Source organism: Heyndrickxia sp. FW510-T9, assembly GCF_058781025.1.
In genome coordinates, this window is record NZ_JBYSWK010000013.1 from 56,074 (window position 1) to 76,215 (window position 20,142).

25 protein-coding genes and 1 pseudogene are annotated in these 20,142 nt (G+C 34.4%); 14 read left to right on the top strand and 12 right to left on the bottom strand.

All coding sequences use genetic code 11. From position 1 onward, the window contains the following. Positions 1-27: 27 nt before the first annotated feature. From AC3WJF_RS09095 to AC3WJF_RS09115, 5 genes and pseudogenes are all read right to left on the bottom strand, one after another. Complete coding sequence (locus tag AC3WJF_RS09095; RefSeq protein WP_492451371.1) at positions 28-204, bottom strand: hypothetical protein; 177 nt, start codon at positions 202-204, stop codon at positions 28-30. A gap of 471 nt (positions 205-675) precedes the next feature. After that, positions 676-1,514 (bottom strand): annotated as a pseudogene (locus AC3WJF_RS09100) (ClpXP adapter SpxH family protein). 23 nt (positions 1,515-1,537) lie between these two features. Further along, on the bottom strand, positions 1,538-1,939 hold the full coding sequence (locus tag AC3WJF_RS09105; protein WP_492451373.1) for a globin domain-containing protein: 402 nt from the start codon (positions 1,937-1,939) through the stop codon (positions 1,538-1,540). 175 nt (positions 1,940-2,114) lie between these two features. Next, a complete protein-coding gene (locus tag AC3WJF_RS09110; protein WP_492451375.1) occupies positions 2,115-2,738 on the bottom strand; it encodes a lytic transglycosylase domain-containing protein in 624 nt (207 codons plus the stop codon). Positions 2,739-2,777: 39 nt separating this feature from the next. Beyond that, positions 2,778-3,362, bottom strand: a complete 585-nt coding sequence (locus tag AC3WJF_RS09115; RefSeq protein ID WP_492451377.1) for a CYTH domain-containing protein — start codon at positions 3,360-3,362, stop codon at positions 2,778-2,780. A gap of 241 nt (positions 3,363-3,603) precedes the next feature. Here AC3WJF_RS09115 and yjbM point away from each other — a divergent pair, with 241 nt between their 5' ends. The 3 genes from yjbM to AC3WJF_RS09130 all read left to right on the top strand — a co-directional run bounded on the left by yjbM (position 3,604) and on the right by AC3WJF_RS09130 (position 6,122). After that, a complete protein-coding gene (gene yjbM, locus AC3WJF_RS09120) occupies positions 3,604-4,251 on the top strand; it encodes a GTP diphosphokinase (RefSeq protein WP_492451379.1) in 648 nt (215 codons plus the stop codon). 181 nt (positions 4,252-4,432) lie between these two features. Continuing rightward, on the top strand, positions 4,433-5,227 hold the full coding sequence (locus AC3WJF_RS09125; RefSeq protein ID WP_492451381.1) for an NAD kinase: 795 nt from the start codon (positions 4,433-4,435) through the stop codon (positions 5,225-5,227). Between the two features lie 16 nt (positions 5,228-5,243). Beyond that, positions 5,244-6,122: an RluA family pseudouridine synthase gene (locus tag AC3WJF_RS09130; RefSeq protein ID WP_492451383.1), complete on the top strand. Its 879-nt coding sequence runs from the start codon at positions 5,244-5,246 to the stop codon at positions 6,120-6,122. Positions 6,123-6,591: 469 nt separating this feature from the next. Here AC3WJF_RS09130 and prpE read toward each other — a convergent pair whose 3' ends face one another. Next, entirely contained in the window at positions 6,592-7,332 is a 741-nt protein-coding gene (gene prpE / locus AC3WJF_RS09135; protein WP_492451385.1) for a bis(5'-nucleosyl)-tetraphosphatase PrpE, read from the bottom strand. 196 nt (positions 7,333-7,528) lie between these two features. On the opposite strand from prpE, the gene AC3WJF_RS09140 reads away from it, so the two are divergent. The 11 genes from AC3WJF_RS09140 (at position 7,529) to AC3WJF_RS09190 (ending at position 14,688) form a co-directional block, all read left to right on the top strand. Then, positions 7,529-9,379, top strand: coding sequence for a monovalent cation:proton antiporter family protein (locus AC3WJF_RS09140; protein ID WP_492451387.1), 1,851 nt, complete (start codon positions 7,529-7,531; stop codon positions 9,377-9,379). Between the two features lie 94 nt (positions 9,380-9,473). Beyond that, a complete protein-coding gene (gene fabI, locus AC3WJF_RS09145) occupies positions 9,474-10,253 on the top strand; it encodes an enoyl-ACP reductase FabI (protein ID WP_492451389.1) in 780 nt (259 codons plus the stop codon). A gap of 236 nt (positions 10,254-10,489) precedes the next feature. Beyond that, complete coding sequence (locus AC3WJF_RS09150) at positions 10,490-10,843, top strand: DUF1360 domain-containing protein (protein ID WP_492451391.1); 354 nt, start codon at positions 10,490-10,492, stop codon at positions 10,841-10,843. Positions 10,844-10,924: 81 nt separating this feature from the next. Further along, the gene (locus tag AC3WJF_RS09155; RefSeq protein ID WP_492451393.1) at positions 10,925-11,056 is read left to right on the top strand and encodes a hypothetical protein; all 132 of its coding nucleotides are present in this window, start codon (positions 10,925-10,927) and stop codon (positions 11,054-11,056) included. Positions 11,057-11,207: 151 nt separating this feature from the next. Beyond that, on the top strand, positions 11,208-11,681 hold the full coding sequence (locus tag AC3WJF_RS09160) for a YhcN/YlaJ family sporulation lipoprotein (RefSeq protein WP_492451395.1): 474 nt from the start codon (positions 11,208-11,210) through the stop codon (positions 11,679-11,681). A 15-nt stretch (positions 11,682-11,696) separates the two neighbouring features. Further along, positions 11,697-12,173 (top strand): stage V sporulation protein AC, encoded by a 477-nt coding sequence (gene spoVAC, locus AC3WJF_RS09165; RefSeq protein WP_492451397.1) that lies wholly within the window; start codon positions 11,697-11,699, stop codon positions 12,171-12,173. Continuing rightward, a complete protein-coding gene (spoVAD, locus tag AC3WJF_RS09170) occupies positions 12,173-13,189 on the top strand; it encodes a stage V sporulation protein AD (protein WP_492451399.1) in 1,017 nt (338 codons plus the stop codon). The genes spoVAC and spoVAD overlap by 1 nt, the downstream gene beginning before the upstream one ends. 188 nt (positions 13,190-13,377) lie before the next feature. Beyond that, positions 13,378-13,734, top strand: coding sequence for a stage V sporulation protein AE (spoVAE, locus tag AC3WJF_RS09175; RefSeq protein WP_492451400.1), 357 nt, complete (start codon positions 13,378-13,380; stop codon positions 13,732-13,734). A gap of 98 nt (positions 13,735-13,832) precedes the next feature. Then, entirely contained in the window at positions 13,833-13,973 is a 141-nt protein-coding gene (locus tag AC3WJF_RS09180) for a YjcZ family sporulation protein (RefSeq protein WP_492451402.1), read from the top strand. Between the two features lie 140 nt (positions 13,974-14,113). Then, entirely contained in the window at positions 14,114-14,383 is a 270-nt protein-coding gene (gene spoVIF, locus AC3WJF_RS09185) for a sporulation-specific transcription regulator SpoVIF (RefSeq protein ID WP_492451404.1), read from the top strand. Between the two features lie 74 nt (positions 14,384-14,457). Next, positions 14,458-14,688: a hypothetical protein gene (locus tag AC3WJF_RS09190; RefSeq protein ID WP_492451405.1), complete on the top strand. Its 231-nt coding sequence runs from the start codon at positions 14,458-14,460 to the stop codon at positions 14,686-14,688. A gap of 180 nt (positions 14,689-14,868) precedes the next feature. Here AC3WJF_RS09190 and AC3WJF_RS09195 read toward each other — a convergent pair whose 3' ends face one another. The 6 genes from AC3WJF_RS09195 to AC3WJF_RS09220 all read right to left on the bottom strand — a co-directional run bounded on the left by AC3WJF_RS09195 (position 14,869) and on the right by AC3WJF_RS09220 (position 20,116). Then, positions 14,869-15,291 carry a GNAT family N-acetyltransferase gene (locus AC3WJF_RS09195; protein WP_492451407.1) on the bottom strand — a complete coding sequence of 141 codons (423 nt, stop codon included), beginning with the start codon at positions 15,289-15,291 and terminating at the stop codon, positions 14,869-14,871. A 5-nt stretch (positions 15,292-15,296) separates the two neighbouring features. Further along, on the bottom strand, positions 15,297-15,806 hold the full coding sequence (locus tag AC3WJF_RS09200; protein ID WP_492451408.1) for a YjcG family protein: 510 nt from the start codon (positions 15,804-15,806) through the stop codon (positions 15,297-15,299). Between the two features lie 135 nt (positions 15,807-15,941). Then, positions 15,942-16,664 carry an alpha/beta hydrolase gene (locus tag AC3WJF_RS09205; protein ID WP_492451409.1) on the bottom strand — a complete coding sequence of 241 codons (723 nt, stop codon included), beginning with the start codon at positions 16,662-16,664 and terminating at the stop codon, positions 15,942-15,944. A 171-nt stretch (positions 16,665-16,835) separates the two neighbouring features. After that, positions 16,836-17,864, bottom strand: a complete 1,029-nt coding sequence (locus AC3WJF_RS09210; RefSeq protein WP_492451411.1) for a YheC/YheD family endospore coat-associated protein — start codon at positions 17,862-17,864, stop codon at positions 16,836-16,838. Between the two features lie 50 nt (positions 17,865-17,914). Then, entirely contained in the window at positions 17,915-18,928 is a 1,014-nt protein-coding gene (locus tag AC3WJF_RS09215) for a YheC/YheD family endospore coat-associated protein (protein WP_492451413.1), read from the bottom strand. Positions 18,929-19,306: 378 nt separating this feature from the next. Further along, a complete protein-coding gene (locus AC3WJF_RS09220; protein WP_492451415.1) occupies positions 19,307-20,116 on the bottom strand; it encodes a CsxC family protein in 810 nt (269 codons plus the stop codon). Positions 20,117-20,142 lie beyond the last annotated feature (26 nt).

Below are 20,142 nucleotides of genomic sequence, written 5' to 3' on the forward strand. Positions count from 1 at the left end.
CTATAATAATGCATAAGAGAAGAGCCTTTAATGGAAACCTCGAAATGTATTTCGATTGTTTAGATATACTAACAATAAAAATAATGAAAGAAACAAGATAGGGGAGGTTATGATGATCGGAATAAGCTTCATTAACCCAAGAATATTGAAACAGAAGCTAAAGAAAATAAAAACGATAAGAAAGAAAAGAGTGTACTTCTTCATGTTTGATTCACCTTTCAAAAATGTTTTGGTACATGTTTCTAAAGAAGATTATATTCATCCTATCAGCTTACTATAACAGGTATTTGACAATATTGTGAAAGAATTAACAAACACCTTGCATATACATGCTTTAACGTGCTATAGTTTAGAAGTGAAGTTGATCACAAGCAAACATATACCCCTTTGTTTGACCGTGAAAAATTTCTCCCATCCCCTTTGTTCGTGTTGAAAAAGGTCTTGTTATTACAAGGCCTTTTTCTTGTTACATGAAAAAAAGAACTTGGACTTCCAAGTTCTTTTTAATCGTGGCTGTTTTCGTATCAATTGTTGTTTTTCGTCATTTGTAATAAATTCTAAGCTGTGCTTGGTTACGGGGCATCTTTTCTTATAAGGTTTATTCATTTTTTACCCAAATATGGTTGTAACCAAGAGTTCTTGCATGAAAAATCAACAAAGCTTAAGAAAAGAGCCTTAATCGCTAATATATCTCCAAAATGCTCCGTACTTCCCCGAAATTTTTTGAACCTTTTGTTGCAAAACCCACTTTTTTAGTTCTTTTTCTACCTCAGAAATAGACATGTTATACACTACAGCAATTTCTTTCGATGCAACAAGCCCGTAATGCTTTAGAAATCGTTCAATAGGAGGTAGTGCAGCTGGCACAGGTTTATCTCCTAAGAGTTCATAAATAATTTGGACATAAACCTCATAAGGATACAACCCGGTAACTTTTAATCCTTCATCTTCAATATTTTCATTAAAGAAAACTAGAGAAGGAAATTCGGATACTTCCATTTCAGAAACAATTTTGAGATCACATTGAAACGCTTTTGCTGCGCTTGAAGAATGGATATCATTCATAAACTCATCAATATCTAGATTAACACTCTTTGCACATTCGGTTAGAACATCGAGACTAGATACATTCAGCTTCTTTAAAAAACTAATTCTTGAATTTTTCGTAAGAATTGCATACCAGCTCGTTTCCCTTGCAATTCCGCAGCTTTTATAGCTATAGAAGCAATATATGGCGATGAAATTGGATTTTCTAACCAAATATTTCCATCACAAGACATGCCTGTTCTACTAGCTGTTTTCTCCCAAAGCTGTGCCAAAAACTCATGCTTTTTTGCAGTAAGATTTAATGACGAAAGCTTACTGCTCAATACATGTTTTAATCTGAAATAAGTACCGTATTCCAAATATAGCTTTTTAACAATTGGCTCTAATGCCCAGCATTCAGGACAGAGTGGATCGACAAAAATATATATTTCTAAAGGCTTCTTCTCTTGGTTACACGATTGAAGCATATTAACTTCTATTTTGAAATCTTTCAATTTTCTTCACCTATTGCTTTGTCTGGAGTATTGACCATATGCTGCGCGGTAAGAACTAATCGTGAAAAAAATTGCTCACGAATTTGTCCATCTAAATTTACCTCGTCCATTGCAGAACTCATACATGATAACCATGCTTTAGCACGTTTCGGTGTAATTTCATGAGGTAAATGTCTGGCTCGCATCATTGGATGTCCATGTTCATCTGAATAAAAAGTTGGTCCACCTAAAAATTGTGTTAAAAACTGCTTCTGCTTTCTGGCTACCTCAGTTAAATCCTTTGGGAATATGGGGATTAAATCTGGATGTCTTGCCACCCGGTAATAAAAAGCATCAATAAGTTTGCTTAATTTTTCTTCCCCTATGATGTCATACGGTACTATTCGCTTCTCTACCATATGATAGCTCCTTTTACAGTTGAATTATGTATATTTATTTTAGCAATGACCTATTAATAACTCAAACAAATAGCCTTATGATTGTTTTATTTTTTGCAAATATTTAATGGCTATACTTTATTCAGGTAATTCACAAAAAAAATACCGCTGCCCATAAGGCAACGGTAACTATCTTCTATACTAATTGACTTGTAATTTTTTGCACGTAATTTTGTGTTTCTTTAAAGGGGGGAATTCCATTAAAGCGTTCTACATTACCCGGACCAGCATTATATGCCGCTAAAGCTAATTCGATATTACCATCAAAACGATCCATCATGTTTCGTAAATATTTTGATCCTGCATCAATATTTTCGGCTGGGTCAAATATATTTGTCACACCAAGGCTCTTAGCGGTTGATGGCATCAATTGCATCAAACCGGAAGCCCCAGAACTACTAGTAGCCTCTGGATTAAAATTAGATTCCTGTTGAATGACAGATTTAATTAAATTCTCAGGAAGATTATATTTACTTGCCGCATTTTTTATTATTTCATCTAGATCCTTAGGAATTGTTACATTACTTGAACTTGTGTTTATCAAAGAAAGTGTATTTAGATCCATCGGTAATGATGTTAATCCAGTTTCAAAGTCTGTATTTGATTCTGTATTCCCGCTTATACTTTGTAATGCACTAGCTAATAGCTCCTGGAATAAAGAACTGCTATTATTGTTTTCTGGCGAGACAGATGTGTTTGTAGAGGATAAATTTTGTAAAGCCTGTAGCTCAATCAGTGTTTTAATCTGGTTTACATTCATGATCCATGATCGCTCCCAAATATATTATTTTACAGAATCTTATCTTTCAAGATTTTTATATTCTCGATAAAATCGGATTATTTTATTTTCAGTTGCACGAATAGGGATTTGAAAACGTTCCATTAAAGCTAGGAAATTTTGTTCCCCGTTATTTCTATCCTTCACTTCATATTCTATCTCAAAATCTTCTTTATTTAAATAGAAACTATTATCAAAAACTAACAAACCTTCTAAATAAACAATTTCCGCTCTTTTCGTCGTTAAATTTCCAAAGGATAAAAGGTTTTCATACTGAATATTTAGCTTTTCTAGTGCTTTTTTTACCTCTCCATTAGGAAGATATCCTGTTTCAATCATTTTGACAGCATCCGATTCATCGATCTCCTGATTTGTTTCTAAATTTCCAACTTCAACAGGCTGTTTTAATGTTAGTTCATAATTTCTGTTTTTTTGCCTAATTCTGAGGGCGCAGTTTATATTTTTTATGTCAAATTGCGACGTATCAAAATAATAATTCTTTTGTTCGAGCATATCATTGGGCTGGACATTAAATTCGCTCATCATTCGCAACATTTCATCTTTCGTAACTAAGTTTTTAAATTCAATTTCTAATTCACTACTCATATTTGATAAAACTCCTCTTTTAAAAAAATCCATACAATAACTGTATTTTATCAACACTAATATTTCATTCGCAATATCAAGCCATTATAAGATATAATAAATGTTGAAAAAATAGGAATGAAGAATATACATATGCTGATGTCAATAGTAATTATATACATTTGGATGTTTCTGCACTGCTCTTTATAAAGGGTTCAGCTATTGCATAAATCACAAGGAATCACGAAGGGGGTTATGCCTTATGAATCATTGGGACCAATTTCTAGCTCCGTATAAGCAGGCAGTAGATGAATTGAAAATAAAATTAAAGGGGATGAGAACCCTTTTTGAACAGGAACATATCCACTCGCCAATTGAATTTGTTACAGGGCGAGTCAAACCAATCTCTAGCATCTTAGATAAGGCAACTCAAAAGCGAATAGCGCTTGATAAATTAGAAACAGAAATACAAGATATTGCTGGCCTTCGAATGATGTGCCAATTTGTAGATGATATCAAAAAAGTTGTTTCTTTATTAAGATTGAGAAATGACTTCAAAATAGTGGAAGAACGAGATTACATCACGAATAAAAAGTCAAGCGGTTACAGGTCTTACCATGTTGTAATCGAATATCCAGTTCAAACAATTCATGGTGAGAAAAAAATATTAGCTGAAATCCAAATACGAACTTTAGCGATGAATTTTTGGGCAACCATCGAGCATTCCTTAAACTATAAATATCGAGGGCAATTTCCGGAGGATATAAAAATGCGTTTGCAAAGAGCTGCTGAAGCGGCATTTTTATTAGACGAGGAAATGTCGGAAATCCGTGAAGAGATCCAAGAGGCACAGGCTTTTTTCTCAAAGAATAAAGAACTAAATAAATCGAATAAAGATAACCGCAATTAAGAAAGGCACTTTTCTTAAACTATGTTGTTTTAGTAGATGTTATAAACATTTTTTAGATTAAGAACAAGATGCCCCGAAACTCAGTCCAAATTAGGAGTTATAACAAAGTACGAAAAATAACAATCAAAACGAAATCAGTCATAAGAAACAATTTCTAAGTATTGAAGGAAGGTGTAGCAATTTGAAGTTTTCGATTACTTCGAAAGGAAATGCGCAATCAAATGCATTAATGCACAAAATCCGTACATATTTGCAAGACTTTGGTATGACATATGATGAATCTCAGCCAGATATTGTTATCTCTGTTGGTGGGGATGGAACTTTGCTTTATGCTTTTCACCGCTATAGCTCTAGACTTGATAAAACTGCCTTTGTAGGTGTACACACAGGACATCTCGGTTTCTACGCGGATTGGGTTCCTGAGGAAATTGAAAAGCTAGTTATAGCGATTGCGAAAACACCTTATCAAATTGTCGAGTACCCGACATTGGAAGTGATCATTCGTTATCAGCATGGTGGGAAGGAAACGAGATATTTAGCTTTGAATGAATCAACTGTAAAGTGTGTGGAAGGTACATTAGTAATGGACATTGATATCAAGGGCCAACATTTTGAGAGATTTAGAGGAGATGGCTTATGTGTATCTACACCATCTGGCAGTACAGCTTATAATAAAGCTCTTGGCGGGGCGATTATCCATCCATCCATCCAAGCCATTCAATTAGCGGAAATGGCATCAATTAATAATAAAGTGTTCCGGACAGTAGGATCGCCTTTGATTTTGCCTGCCCACCATACATGTACATTAAAACCTGTCCGTGAGCAGGATTTTATGATTACGATTGATCATCTTACTTTGCTTCATAAAGATGTAAAGTCCATACAGTTTCGTGTCGCAAATGAAAAAGTTCGGTTTGCCAGATTCCGTCCGTTTCCTTTCTGGAAAAGAGTGCATGATTCGTTTATTTCAGATTGATTGATGGAGGGTTCTTGTGGCGCCATTTAAACTTCAATGGGTAATTGATAAAGAAAATGATCAAAAATTAATCAAACACTTTTTATTAGAGCATGACATTTCACGGAGAGCATTGACAGATATAAAATTTAATGGCGGATTTATTAAAGTTAATGGAAAGGAAGAAAATGTTCTTTATAAGCTTGTAATCGGAGATATGATAGAAGTTATTTTTCCACCGGAAGAAAAAAGCGATACCTTAATTAGTGAAGTTATTCCACTACAAATCATTTTTGAGGATCCCTTTATTTTAGTGATTAATAAGCCGCCATTTATGAATACCATTCCTTCAAGAGAGCACCCATCAGGAAGTTTAGCAAATGCATTAATGGGCTATTATAGGGAGCATAATATTGAATCAGCTGTTCATGTTGTGACTAGGCTAGACCGAAATACTTCCGGACTAGTACTGGTTGCTAAGCATCGATATATTCATCATTTATGCAGTATATTGCAGCAAAAAAGAAAAATCAAGAGAACGTACCAAGCATTGGTTGAAGGTTTTTTTATTGAAAACTCTGGAACAATAGAGGCTCCAATCGGCCGAAAAGAAACGAGTATCATTGAAAGAGAAGTTCGGCCTGACGGACAATTTGCCCGCACTCACTTCGAGGTTTTGGAACAGTATGAAGGATTTAGCCATGTGAAAGTGTGGTTAGATACTGGAAGAACACATCAAATTCGTGTACATATGTCACATATCGGGCATCCTTTGCTAGGGGATGACCTATACGGTGGAAGTACTACCCAGTTTACAAGACAAGCATTGCATTGCAGTGATTTACAATTTGCTCATCCGATAACGAAAAAAGAAATAATGTTTCACAGTGAGATTCCGATAGACATTAGGCCGTAGGATAAACAGTACTTTTTTATATAGAGTGCTGTTTTTTATTGTGGTACTAGTTGAATCATCGGAGTAATGAAGGAAAATATTGTGAAAAAAGAAACCGGAAATTTCCTTCAGGGGGGAAATGAAGGACAATATGGTGAAAAAAGAGGCTAGAGGTGTCCTTCATGGTAGAAATGAAGGACAAAATTATGAAAAAAGAAACGGGAAGTGTCCATCATGGGAGTAGTGAAGGACAAACTGAAGAAGGAGGAAACCGGAAGTGTCCTTCATTCAGAGTATGAAGGACAATATGGAGAAAAAAGAAACGTGAAGTGTCCTTCATTTAGAGTATGAAGGACAATATGGTGAAAAAAGAGACCCGAAGTGTCCTTCATAGGAGTAATGAAGGACAATATGAAGAAAAAAGGAAAGTTAGATAAACTAATCCATTCGTGAAGATATCAATCTGCAAATGTCCATAATCACTCTGTCCTTAAGTGTCAAAGGTATTAAATTTTTCTTTTACAAAAGGCATGGAAGATGGCACTGATACAACTTCCATCTCTGGATACCTAAGAGCGGTTAACTTTCCTCCAAATACGGCCCCTGTATCAATGTTGACTGTGTTGCCAACAAACCTTGGATCTGATACAGGAGTATGGCCATAGACGATGGTAGGTTTACCATTATATATTTTTGCCCAATCCCTTCTTACAGGTGACCCATCCGCATGCTTTTCACCTGTAATATCACCATACAGAACAAAGGTTTTTACTTTGTTATTCATTTTTCCTATATAATCTTCACGAATGCCAGCATGGGTAATCACGAGCTTTTTTTCATCCATTTGCAAATATAGTGGAGAATTTTCATACATTTCGATGAACATTTTACGATAAATATTCTTTTCCTGTTCTGTGATAGCAGATAGCTCTGCCACAGTTGTCTCCAGTCCATGGGTTACTTGAACATTGTTTCCTAAAAAATAACGATACAATTTATTGCAATGATTTCCTGGAACATAGTGGGCAAGCTTTTGTTTCCAAAGGTTATAAACAATCTCCACCACTTTTAATGATTCTGGTCCTCGATCTGTTAAATCACCAACAAAACCAATAAGACGGTTACCTGGGTGTACGGGATACCCTTCATTCCATACATAGCCTAAATTCAATGTTAATTGTTGAAACTCACGAAAACATCCGTGAATATCTCCGATAATATCAATTTTCATAGGGATCTCCTTTTAAATGGTTAAAATAAAAATAAAAATGAATATGGTTATTATTAGCTAAAATAAAAGAATCTTGTTAGGATATAAAAAAACATTTTTATGCCTGCGATTTTTGGATTGGCTGAAATATTACCGAAATCCTCCTCATAATGATAAGCCGTCACCGAAAATGAAAAGCTAAGAAAGGAGTTAAACAATGGTACATACATCTGTAGCTTCATTATTAATAGTAATTGTTGCCGCATTTCTTACGCCAATACTGTTACACCGATTGAAATTGCCATTCATTCCTGTTGTGATCGGTGAAATTATCGTTGGGTTAATTATTGGAAAAAGCGGATTTAATTTAATTGAAAAAGATTCCTGGCTAAATACTCTTTCAACATTAGGATTTATTTTCTTAATGTTTTTAAGTGGTCTTGAAATAGACTTCTCGGCATTTGTAAGCAGTAAAAAGTCTGCAACTTTACCGAATGGAAAACCTGAACCAAATCGTTTGAAAGTAGCATTTCTCATTTTTATCGGGATATTTATTGTGTCCGTGCTTTTATCCTATGTTTTTGTGTTAATAGGACTTGTAAATAATGCATTCTTAATGACATTAATTATATCAACTATTTCACTAGGTGTGGTTGTCCCGACTTTGAAAGATGCTCATATTATGAAAACAGGAATAGGACAGATCATTTTATTGGTGGCAGTTATTGCGGATTTAGTTACGATGATTTTATTGGCGGTATTTGTGTCCATCTCGGATAAAGGGACAGGAAATATGTGGCTGTTATTAATATTATTTGCTTGCGGAGTTTTGTTATATTTTATAGCAAAGAGATTCAAAAGGAGATCTTTATTTAAAAAACTCTCAACAGGAACTGTACAAATCGGAACAAGGGCAATATTTACACTAATTATCATTTTAGTGGCATTATCTGAATCAGTTGGAGCGGAAAATATACTTGGTGCTTTTTTAGCAGGGACACTTGTATCATTATTATCACCTAATCAAGAAATGGTCCGACAGCTTGATTCCTTCGGATATGGTTTTCTGATCCCAATTTTCTTTGTGATGGTCGGAGTTGATTTGGATTTGGGTTCAATGTTAAATGATCCTAAATTACTTTTATTTATTCCGCTGTTAATGATTGCTTTTTTTATTTCAAAAATCATTCCCGTTCTGTTTTTGAAAAAATGGTATTATAACAAAACCGTCATATCAACTGCGTTTTTGTTAACATCTACACTTTCTTTAGTCATCGCTGCTTCCAAAATTGCAGAACGAATTGGTGTAATTTCAGCAAGCATGAGCGGTACATTAATATTAGTTGCAGTAATAACATGTATTATTACCCCTGTTATCTTTAGGAAGTTATTTCCGAAAGAAAATAGTCATGTAAGGAAATTGATGGTTTCGCTTGTTGGAGCAAATCAATTAACGATGTCTGTTACAAGAGAATTAAAGTCATCACTGTATTCACCAACACTGTATCACACGACTTTGGATAAGCATGATAATCAAATTGCCGATTCTCTTTTTGATGTCATAGAAATAGAAAATTATGAAGTTCCTACTCTTGAACATGCAGGGATTTTTGCATCTGATATTGTGGTAATTATGACTGGAAACGAAGAGGTTAATTCTAAGTTGGCTCACATTGCCAAAGAAAAAGGGGTGGAACGAGTCATTGCGCGCATTGAAAGTCCAAACCTAGAAGAGTTAACAAAAGAGGCGGGAGTAGAGGTGTTTTCTACATTATTATCTACTCAAGCATTGCTAAGGGCTTTCATCGAATCACCCCATATTATCAATTTATTAACTAATAAAGAAACATCCCTATTTGAAATTACGATGTTAAATGAACATTTTGAAGGAATGACATTAAGGCGCTTCCCTTTCACAGGAGACATTATTTTCGTGAGGATTTTTAGGGGGAATGATTCGATTGTTCCGCATGGGGATACACAGCTGTATTTACATGATCGTCTGATTATTACCGGTTCAAAGGAATATGCAGATGAACTAAAGCGAGAACTTGAATTTTGCGAGTAATTCTTGAACAAGTTATGCTCAAATATAGTAACAGATGCTAAAACCAGGTATAATATAATTAGAACATATTAAAGAGATGTAATTGGAGGATATAATGGAAGATTTATTGAGACTGAAAAATAAAAATATTGTTATCATGGGTGTTGCAAATGAACGTAGTATTGCATGGGGTGTAGCCCAATCACTTCATCAAGCGGGGGCTAACTTAATTTTTACATATAGATTAGAACGTTCACTTGGAAAATTAAATCAGTTGCTTGCTAAATATAATTATCCATCAAGCATGGTTGTACAATGTGATGTAAATGATGATGAAAGCATTCAAAATGCCTTTAATGAAATCGGCGAAAAGGTAGGAGTTATCCATGGAGTTGTTCATTCTGTCGCATTTGCACATGCCGAAGATCTAAAGGATGACTTTATTAATACATCTAGAGAAGGATATGCTTTTGCACAGGATACTAGTGCTTATTCCTTAGTGGCTGTTTCTAAAGCTGCAAAACCATATATGACAGAAGGCGGATCCATTGTCACGATGAGTTATCTTGGGGCTGTCCGTGCTGTAAATGGATATAATGTGATGGGAGTAGCAAAAGCTGCACTAGAAGCAAGCATGAGATACTTAACATTTGATTTAGGAAATGAAAACATTAGGATTAATGCTATTTCCGCTGGTCCAATTCGTACACTTGCTGCAAAAGGTGTACCTGGATTTAATGATATAATGAGAATAATTGAAGAAAAAGCGCCATTAAAGAAAAATGTTACACAAGAAGAAGTTGGCGATATGACACTTGCCTTACTTAGTCATCTTTCAAGAGGTGTAACTGGTGAAGTAATTTATGTGGATTCAGGTTATAATATTGTTGGATAAATAATTAGAAAGAAAAAAGCTGTATTCTTAGGAATACAGCTTTTTCTATGTAAAAATTTGATTGTTGGTCAATCTGTTTGAACAGGCTTAAGAAATGCCAAATAACAAAGAAGTCCCAACATTAATATACTTTTCCCACGAAGGGTAGACCATACTAATTTTATAAAAGTAAGGGATTATTATGGTGACTAGTCGCATATTTATAAGAAGAGATGACTGAAAAAGAAGGGGAAAACATGATTCATTCCTGGACTTTATTAATGTTATTTTCGTTAGCAACTTTCCGCCTCACACGATTAATTGTTTACGATAAGATTACTGCTTTCATTCGAAGACCCTTCCACGAAGAAATCGATGAGATCGCAGAAGATGGTACAGCTGTTACATATATTAAAATAAAAGGTATTGGATTGAGGCATTGGATCGGTGAATTATTAAGCTGTTATTGGTGTACAGGTGTTTGGTGTTCCGCCTTTTTATATATTTTTTGGTTAGCGATTCCGTCCATTTCTCAGATTTTCATTATTATATTAGCCATTGCAGGACTTGCAGGAATGCTGGAGACAGTCACTTCCAAATTGATTGGGTGACGTGGGGAACGCATAGTTTCAACGCATCATATAATAATGCTAAAGTTTTTAAGCAACTAGAGAGGATGAGAGAAATTGAATATGAATATGAAAAAAACTATTATAAAAACCCCCGTAATGCCACCTCCATATGTAAAACAAGTGATTAATACAACTGATAGAAAATTAATTAAAAAAGGCGGCTGTGGCTGTGGGAATAAGAAAATAAGATAAGCAGGCAAAACGTTATTGCCTGTTTTTTCATGCTCCCATCCTTTGTTTTATAATTATCTCCTATATTTTCCACTCTACCATCTCTCATAAAATGTTGATTTCTGCTAAAAATATACACTAGACAATTGATTCTATAAGTGAGGAATAAAGTATGAAAAAAGGGTACAAGTACGCTTTGCTAATTTTTTCTATCATGTTGTTGATAGTTGGTTGCAGTAATCAAAACGACAATAAAAAAAGCAGGATGGCTCTGATTAAAAAAACGCAACCAACCCCGATGAAGCTTAGTAGTAAAAATGACGAATCAATGCCTACTAAAGTAAAAAGAGAAGTGGCAGGGATAAAGGAAATATACGATGTTGCCGTGATAGAAGGAAATAAAACAATATTAGTGGCATATAAAGTCAAACACTTATATCGTTTTCGAATGAAAAGTATTGAAAAAAGATTAACAAATCGACTGGAAAAAGAATACCCCGATGAAAAATTTGTTGTCTCCAGTGATTATAAAATCTTTCTAGAAGCTGTCCGACTAAGAGAGGGGCTTAAATCTGGAAAGATTTCGAAAAAGGATGCAAAAAAGCGTTTTAATATGATTGTGAAATTAAAAGAAGAATTAACCTAGAAAGTGTGGGTGTATATGGCCAATAAAAACAAAGCAAAAACACCAGAGCAACTCCAATATGATCAATTACAAAAAAAACATGAGCTAAAGCGTCCAGTATTAAAAAATTGTATACGTGCATTCTTTATTGGAGGGCTAATATGTTTAATTGGACAAGCCGTTACATATATCTATATTTACTTTTTTAATTTTACCGAACAAACTGCCGGTAATCCAACTGTAGCAACGATGGTTTTTATTGCAATGATATTAACAGGTTTAGGTGTCTATGATCGGATTGGGCAATTTGGAGGTGCTGGAAGTGCAGTACCTGTCACCGGATTTGGTAATGCCGTAATTTCCGCTGCTATTGAACATCGGACGGAAGGATTTGTACTTGGAGTAGGTGGAAATATGTTTAAACTTGCCGGGTCTGTTATTTTGTTTGGTGTCTTTTCCGCGTTTATTGTTGCCTTAATAAAAACAGTCCTCATCATGTGGGGGGGATTTTAATGCTAAAAGGTTCACAAACATGGGTCTTCAATAGTAAACCTGCGATATTATCAACGGGAGTAGTAGGGGGGCCATTTGAGAAAAACGGAAATCTTACTAACGATTTTGATAAATTTTATGAGGATCTTTGGATGGGACAGGATTCCTATGAAAAAGCACAACGCATCTTAATTGAAGATGCTGTTGATATTATATTGAAAAAACAAGGTATAAAAGAGGAAAAAGTTCAATTCTTTCTCACCGGTGACTTAATTAATCAGATTACACCGTCAAGCTTTGCAGCAAGGACAAATCAAATTCCTAATTTAGGATTATTTAGTGCATGTGCTACTTCGATGGAAGGTCTAGCCTTAGCCGCTTTTATCATTAATTATCAAGGTGCAGATATGATTATTACAGGCGCCTCAAGCCATAATGCATCAGCAGAAAAACAGTTTCGCTATCCGACCGAATATGGTGGGCAAAAGCCGCCAACAGCTCAATGGACCGTAACAGGTGCAGGTTTTGCTTTAGTAGGTGCAGGTAGTGAGGCTGCCAAGCCACATCCGAGAATCCTTTCTGCAACTATTGGGAAGGTAATTGATCTCGGAATTTCTGATCCATTTAACATGGGTGGTGCGATGGCACCGGCAGCCGTCGATACAATTGAGCGCCATCTACAGGACCTTCAAGTCGATCCATCTTATTATGATTTAATTATTACTGGAGATTTAGCGACAATTGGACGAAATGTTGCATTAGAACTATTTCAACAGAAGGGTATCCAAATTAGTGAGGAGAAATTTAAGGATTGTGGATTGCTTATTTATAAAGAAGGTCAACCAGTCCTATCTGGTGCTAGTGGTCCAGGTTGTTCTGCAACCGTACTATATGGCCATCTTTTGAATCAAATGAAAAGCGGTAAATTAAAAAGGATCTTAGTCGTAGCAACAGGTGCATTATTATCACCCCTTTCCTTTCAGCAGAAAGATACAATTCCATGTATCGCTCATGCAGTTGCCATTGAGTATATATAGGAATTAAATGGATGTTTATATAAATGGGTGATTTTCTTACTTTGATTAAATTTTTAATAAAGTGTGGTTTCGAAACATCTATACTTTAAGGTTTACCCATTCTAAAACTGAATGAAAAATTATGATATTTACGATTTAAAAACAACAAACGTTAGAAAAGAGTCTTTTTAAAAGAGGGGATGAAAAGTATGCTTGCAATGTTTTTTTGGGCATTTGTCATTGGAGGAATAGTTTGTGTCATTGGCCAATTGCTATTTGATGTAGCAAAACTAACGCCGGGACATACATTATCCTTATTAGTTTCGATCGGATCAGTACTTGCTGGATTCGGCTTATATGAACCATTAATTGATTTTGCAGGAGCTGGAGCAACAATACCAATTACAAGCTTTGGAAACTCACTTGTGGAGGGGGCAATGAATGAAGCCCAGAAACATGGTCTTGTCGGTGTATTGACAGGAATGTTTGAGGTAACATCATCAGGAATTTCGGCAGCAATCATATTTGCTTTCATTGGAGCATTATTATTTAAGCCAAAAGGTTAGGAAATTTAGTTGAATATAATGGGAATTTTCTAGAGCCCATACACATTTATACTACTTTACATACTCTATATTGAGAAAAAAAAGTGAGGTGAGTATGAATGTTTGGTTATGGCGGATACGGATATGGTGGCGGTGGATGCTGCGGATATGGATACGGCGGATTCGGCGGTGGAAACACATTTGTGTTAATTGTTGTTCTATTCATATTGTTAATTATCGTTGGAACATGCTTTTTGTAAACTAAGACCAACATAAGATGGAGTAAACCATAAAGGATTACTCCATTTTTTTGTCGGAGCATAGATTTGTCCCTATTTCTTTCACCATTTATGAATTTTTTACATAACATAATGTAGTTGAAAGGGAGGGCGAGACGATAATGGATAATCCTTTATTTAAAAATATTGAGAAAAAAACAGGCGTAAATATGAAGGAAATCTTAGAATTAGCCAATTCTTTGCAAAATGCCAATTTTAAAGATGAAGGAACTGTTCGCGGGATCATACAAAGAGTTTCACAAATTGCCAATAAAAAGGTTCCAAAGGAATTAGAAGATAAACTTGTAAAATCTATTATCCAAGATGGAAAGAATTTAGATTTTAACACTTTATCTAAAATGATGAACAATCCAAATGCGAAAAAAAAATAAGCGTTATCAAGGCTTGCATGGTTGCAAGTCTTTTTTAATGTACAATCACATATATTTTAATAGGAGGAATGAATATGGGATATATTTTACAGATTCCAAATTATAATCATAATTGGAAAATAGAGAAATCACCATTAAGATTATATCCATCCAAAAAGACAACGCTTCTTTTTCAACCTTACAAGAAAAAAGTTTATATGACAGCTCTGAAGAAGGAAAAGCGAATTTTCAATGAAATTATCGTTTCTGCTGAAACTTATTTTAGATTAACTGGAAAGGGAAGAGATATTAATGAATTAATATAAATAGGAATTTTTCGTATTAATTTTTACTTTTTGAAAACTATTATTAATTCTAGCCAGACTGGAATTGGAGGTCTATTTCAATTTAACCCAAAAAGGTTGTTATTTATGTTGTCGTTTTAAAAGCATCAAAGATTAAGAAAAGAGCCATAAAAAAAGAAAATACCTATAATAAGGCATTTTCTATAAAGTTTTCTCCATTGTCTTATGTGGAATCCCTGCATCAAGGAACTCTTCGGAAACAATTTCATAACTTAATTTTTCGTAAAATGGAATGGCATGTGTTTGCGCATTTAATTTTAACTTCTTAAGACCATGCTTGGAAGCAAATTGTTCAATCGCGTCCATTATGATTTTTCCAGCACCTTTTCCTCTAAATGGAGGAAGAATGCAAATTCGCTCCACTTTTCCTTTGCCATCCACTACTCTAAAGCGACCAGCACCTATTGGGCTATCATCGTCATATAGCACAAAATGCTCAGACCCCTCTTCATACTGATCAATTTCCTCTTCTTCAGGAACATTTTGCTCTTCTACAAAAACAATTTTTCTTACGCTGAATGCATCTTTTAGTTCATCTTCTGTTGTGACTTTAACAATATTCACATAAACTATTCCTTTCCTAAATGGTATGTCTCATATACAGTCCAAGCTCCATTATCGAGTTGGTATAGAAGGTGAAAACGATCGATAACTTCTTCATGGTTAATACCAAGCATACTTAATTGACCGAAAACATCTGAATGTTCTTCACTCGATAACTTTTGAGCAACCGTAATATGTGGAACAAAAGGATATTCTGTTACTCCGGGTAATTCTTCTTCAACATTTTTTTGTAGATCTGACAATTCGGGTGTTGATTCCACTTTAAAATAAATCGTATTATTTACTGGCTGAAAGGAACTTACTTTAGAAATCTTTAAATGAATTGGTAGGTGATTTTTTGCAATGTGATTTAGCTTTGCTGTAAATTGTTCAATTTCTCCATCAGATAATTCAAAAGCAGGTTTAAGAGTTAAGTGTGGAGGAATAAGAGCATAATGGGGATCGTATCGCATTCTGTAAGAGTTTGCAAGATCTTGTAGTTTTTTTGATGGGAACACCGCTATTCCATATTTCATAAATTTCTACCTCCTTGTCTATTTTGCGTACATATCATTATTATAACAAATTTTCGGAATTTTTAATATACCTCAATAAAATGTTACCCAGAATTTCGTAAACAGAAAGCAACTTAGTTTAAGAAAAGAGCATAATTAAAACATATATTTTAATGCTCTTTTTAAATCTGGCTGCCAATATTTCCATGTGTGATCACCAGCAAATTCTTCATAAAAGGATGAAAAGCCCTTCTCATTAAATAATTGGTGAAGTTTGCGGTTTGGAGTAAGAAAGTCTTGAACCTGTCCATTTGTTGTTTTCACTTTTGTTTCTCCTTGTCCAATTATATGATAAACGGAAAGCAAGGATGGATTTGTATGGTTCTCCACTGCAACTAACACTTTGTCATCCACCATTGGTGATTGTAAGATTACCTTACCAAAAATATTTGGATATTTTGCTACTGTCATTAAAGAAACAGTGGCACCTAATGAATCTCCAATTAAAACCCTTCCCATTCCCATTTGGAAGGTTGGATATTCCTGATCTAAATAAGGTACAAGTTCATGAGCAAGAAAACGGATATATGCTTGATTTTGTTCCCCATCAGGATGATATTTGGTCCTACGATCTTGAACATTTTTATAAGGGATCCCTACGATAATAAGGTTCTCTATTTCTTGACTATCTAACAGTTCATCCGCAACACGTGCAATCCTTCCAAGCTGAAAATAATCTTTTCCATCCTGTGCTATTAACAGATGGTATTTATACAAAGGTGAGAAGTTGGCAGGAAGATACACTAGTATAGTTATGGTTTCCCCTAATTCATGACTTTCAAACGTAATTTCTTTAACAGTTCCTATTGTTGCTGACATTGATGTTGACCTCCATTTTATGCTTATCAAAGGTAATGGCTATATTTTACCATAGTTAGTTTGTATATGATAAAAATTGATTCTCTATTTTATTTTCGGATTAGTTTAAATGAGGAATTTTTGAAGGTCATATTTTTTAACTCGATGTAATAGACGTCGGAAAATTTTCGGTCAAAGTTTATTTTTATCTGCTAAATATTTAGCATATAGAATTGTATTTTTAGCTACATCTAAATCAACATTATACATACTAGGTGGACCGGGTCTCCAGTTTACGTCAAAAAGCCATAGTTTTTGTTTCCCATCAACTCCAACATCAATTCCTAATTCACCTAATTCACTGTCATATAAAGAATCAAAATGATTTGCAAAACTTATCGCAAACTGTTCAAGATACCTTTGCATATTATACCAGGAGTCACCAAACTCTGTTTTTAGAAAAGTATCCAGGTAAGCACTATATCCACCACTACTCATATTAGTTGTTATGGTACCCGACCGCCCTATCCTTGGATAAATAGAGGTAATAACCCAATTTCCTTCTCCATTTTTTTGTACATGCAATCGGAAATCAAAAACATGTCCAGATTTTGTTTGACTGGAAATAAACTGTTGAACCAGATAGTCTTGTTCTTGTATTTTATGATATATCAAACTTAACAATTTTTTTTCACTAATAGATGATACGAATCCAGCATCATTAATTTTGTAAAGATTTGATCCATCATATTCAATAAAAACAACGCTCCCACCTTGATGTTCAGTTAATGGTTTGATAATAACTTTTTTATAACGATTAATCATGTCATAAAAAAATTGCATATTAGACAACGTAGAAAAAGGAATAAGGTATTGTTTAAATTCTTTTGCCTTATTTATTCTGTTATATACAGTTAATTTGTCCCCAATAGAGTGACTTGTAAACGGAATCCTATCAGATAAATAATCAATGATTTGCTCAGCTTTATCACTTACAGGATAACTTGCATTGTAAATGACATCAGGAAAGGGAAATTCCTTTTCAATCCATTGGCCATTTTCGTACGCTTTCCCTAAAATTTTATGTTCTTTTATATTTACCATACTTGAAGTAAAGAAAAAAAAGTTTACACCTTCTGCTTTGGCTACAGAGGCATAAGTATATGCTTTTATTATATTACTTGGATTCGCACGATGAAGGAGCATGCCAATTAGCGTCATTATCCTTATTTACCACCTCTTGATATTACTGAATTTTTCCGATTTAATAATTATTTATATGCTAAATATTTAGCATACAGAATCGTATTTTTAGCTACATCTAATTCAACATTATATAAAATAGGTGAACTTGGTCTCCAATTTACCTCAAAAAGCCATAGTTTTTGTCTTGCATCAACTCCGACATCAATTCCTAATTCATCTAGTTCATTATCATATAAAGAATCAAAATGGTTGGAAAAACTTATCGCAAACTGTTCAAGATCCCTTTTAATATCATACCAAGAGTCACCAAACTCTGTTTTTAAAAAAATATCCAGGTAAGTACTATAACTACCCAAATTAGATGTTATGGATCCAAATAGTCCTATCCTTGGATAAATAGAGGTAATAACCCAATTTCCTTCTCCGTTTTTTTGTACATGTAAACGGAAATTAAAAACTTGACCAGCTTTTGTTTGACTTGAAATAAACTGTTGAACTAGATAATCTTGTTCATGTATTTTATTGGATATCAAGTTTATCAACTGTTTTCCATTTATCGATGATACTACTCTTGTATCATTAACTTTGTAGTGATCTACTCCATCTTTTTCAATAAAAACAACGCCTATGCCTTGATGACCAGACAATGGTTTAATAATAACTTTTTCATAGCTTCTAATCATGTCAAAAAAAATTTGAACGTTCGTTAATTTATAAAAGGGTATAAGATATTGTTTAAATTCTTTTGCCTTATTAATTCTGTTATATACATTTAATTTGTTCCCAATAGAATGACTTGTAAACGGAATCCTATCAATCAAATAATCAACGATTTGCTCAGCTTTATCACTTACAGGATAACTTGCATTATAAATGACATCAGGAAAGGGAAATTCCCTTTCAATCCATTGGCCATTTTCATACGCTTTTCCTAAAATTTTTTGATCTTTTATATTTACCATACTTGGGGTAAAGTAAAAAAAATTAACACCTTCTGCTTTGGCTACAGAGGCATAAGCATATGCTTTCATTACATTCCTTGGATCTGCACGATGATGAAGCATGCCTACTAGCGTCATTGTCCTTCTTTCCCACCTCTCCAAATTCTTTTCCTAGAAAAAAGAATCCTTGCCCACCTAATGTTGAAGTGAAAACGCACTCAACTTACCTTTATAATATATTGTTTTGAGACAAGAACTGCCTGGACAATCGTCATAATACTTAAGATATGTAAATTAGAAAATTTATAAAAAATGAAAGAGCGTCTGCAATTTATGCAAACCGCTCTTCAATAGTAGGAAGATTGAGTTGATCACCAGTATATTATTTTTATTTGAAACGAATCTCTGTTTCATAACTTTTAAGATTTGCACATATTTGCGTCCCCAATTTTAACTATTTCCTGGAGGTGTACAAGTAAAAGGAATCTGTTTATAAAACAGATTCCATTTTCGTAATTACGGACTAACAGGCGGAGTAAGGCCAGTAAGCACTGGAACTACTGGACTAGCAGCAAACCGAATTTGCTGAACCTGTAATAATTTTAGAGTAAGTTCCAAGACAATTTTTTCACGCAATGTTTTAAAAGTCCCCTCAGGAGATACCATTTTTGGTGAAAAGTCCAGTTCAAAGAAGTTTGCTGCAACTAACTCACCAAATGGCTGTTCATTGTATTTGACAAGATTTTGGAAGAAAAATTTATCCAAACGAGCATCTAAGTTGGTTTTCTCATTAAGGAAATTAGCCTCAGCTGTTTCTGCAATCCCTATGATTGGGGGATTTGTGAAAGTTGTAATGTCAGTAAAACCAGAAAATGGAACATCGACAATTCGATCATGGAGGGTTCCTTTACATTCATGCGAAGCATATTCAATATTTTTTCGAATATGTCCTGCTACAAATAATTTACCTCTTGTCACATTAAAAAAGTCAGTGTTGTCAATACGTTTAAATGCGACTGGGACAAGTTTAACTTGATCTATAAATACGTTTTTCTTCACTCTTTTAATTTCTGTTGCTGCAGGACAAAGTTCAACATTTGACTCTACCACGATTTGAAGCGTTGGTTCTACTGTTACAACAGGAACTTTAATCGTTGTCGTAACAGCGGGTCCAACAAATAGTGTGGTACCTTCATTTGTAAATGGCACTAATTCTGTTGTTTCTACTGGACATGGACCTCCGGGGACCGGGGAGTGTTCTGGTTGATGATGATGCTCCGTTGGATGATGATGCTCCGAATTTTGTTCACATGGTTGATTACCCATTAATTTTACCCCATTTCTTTATATTT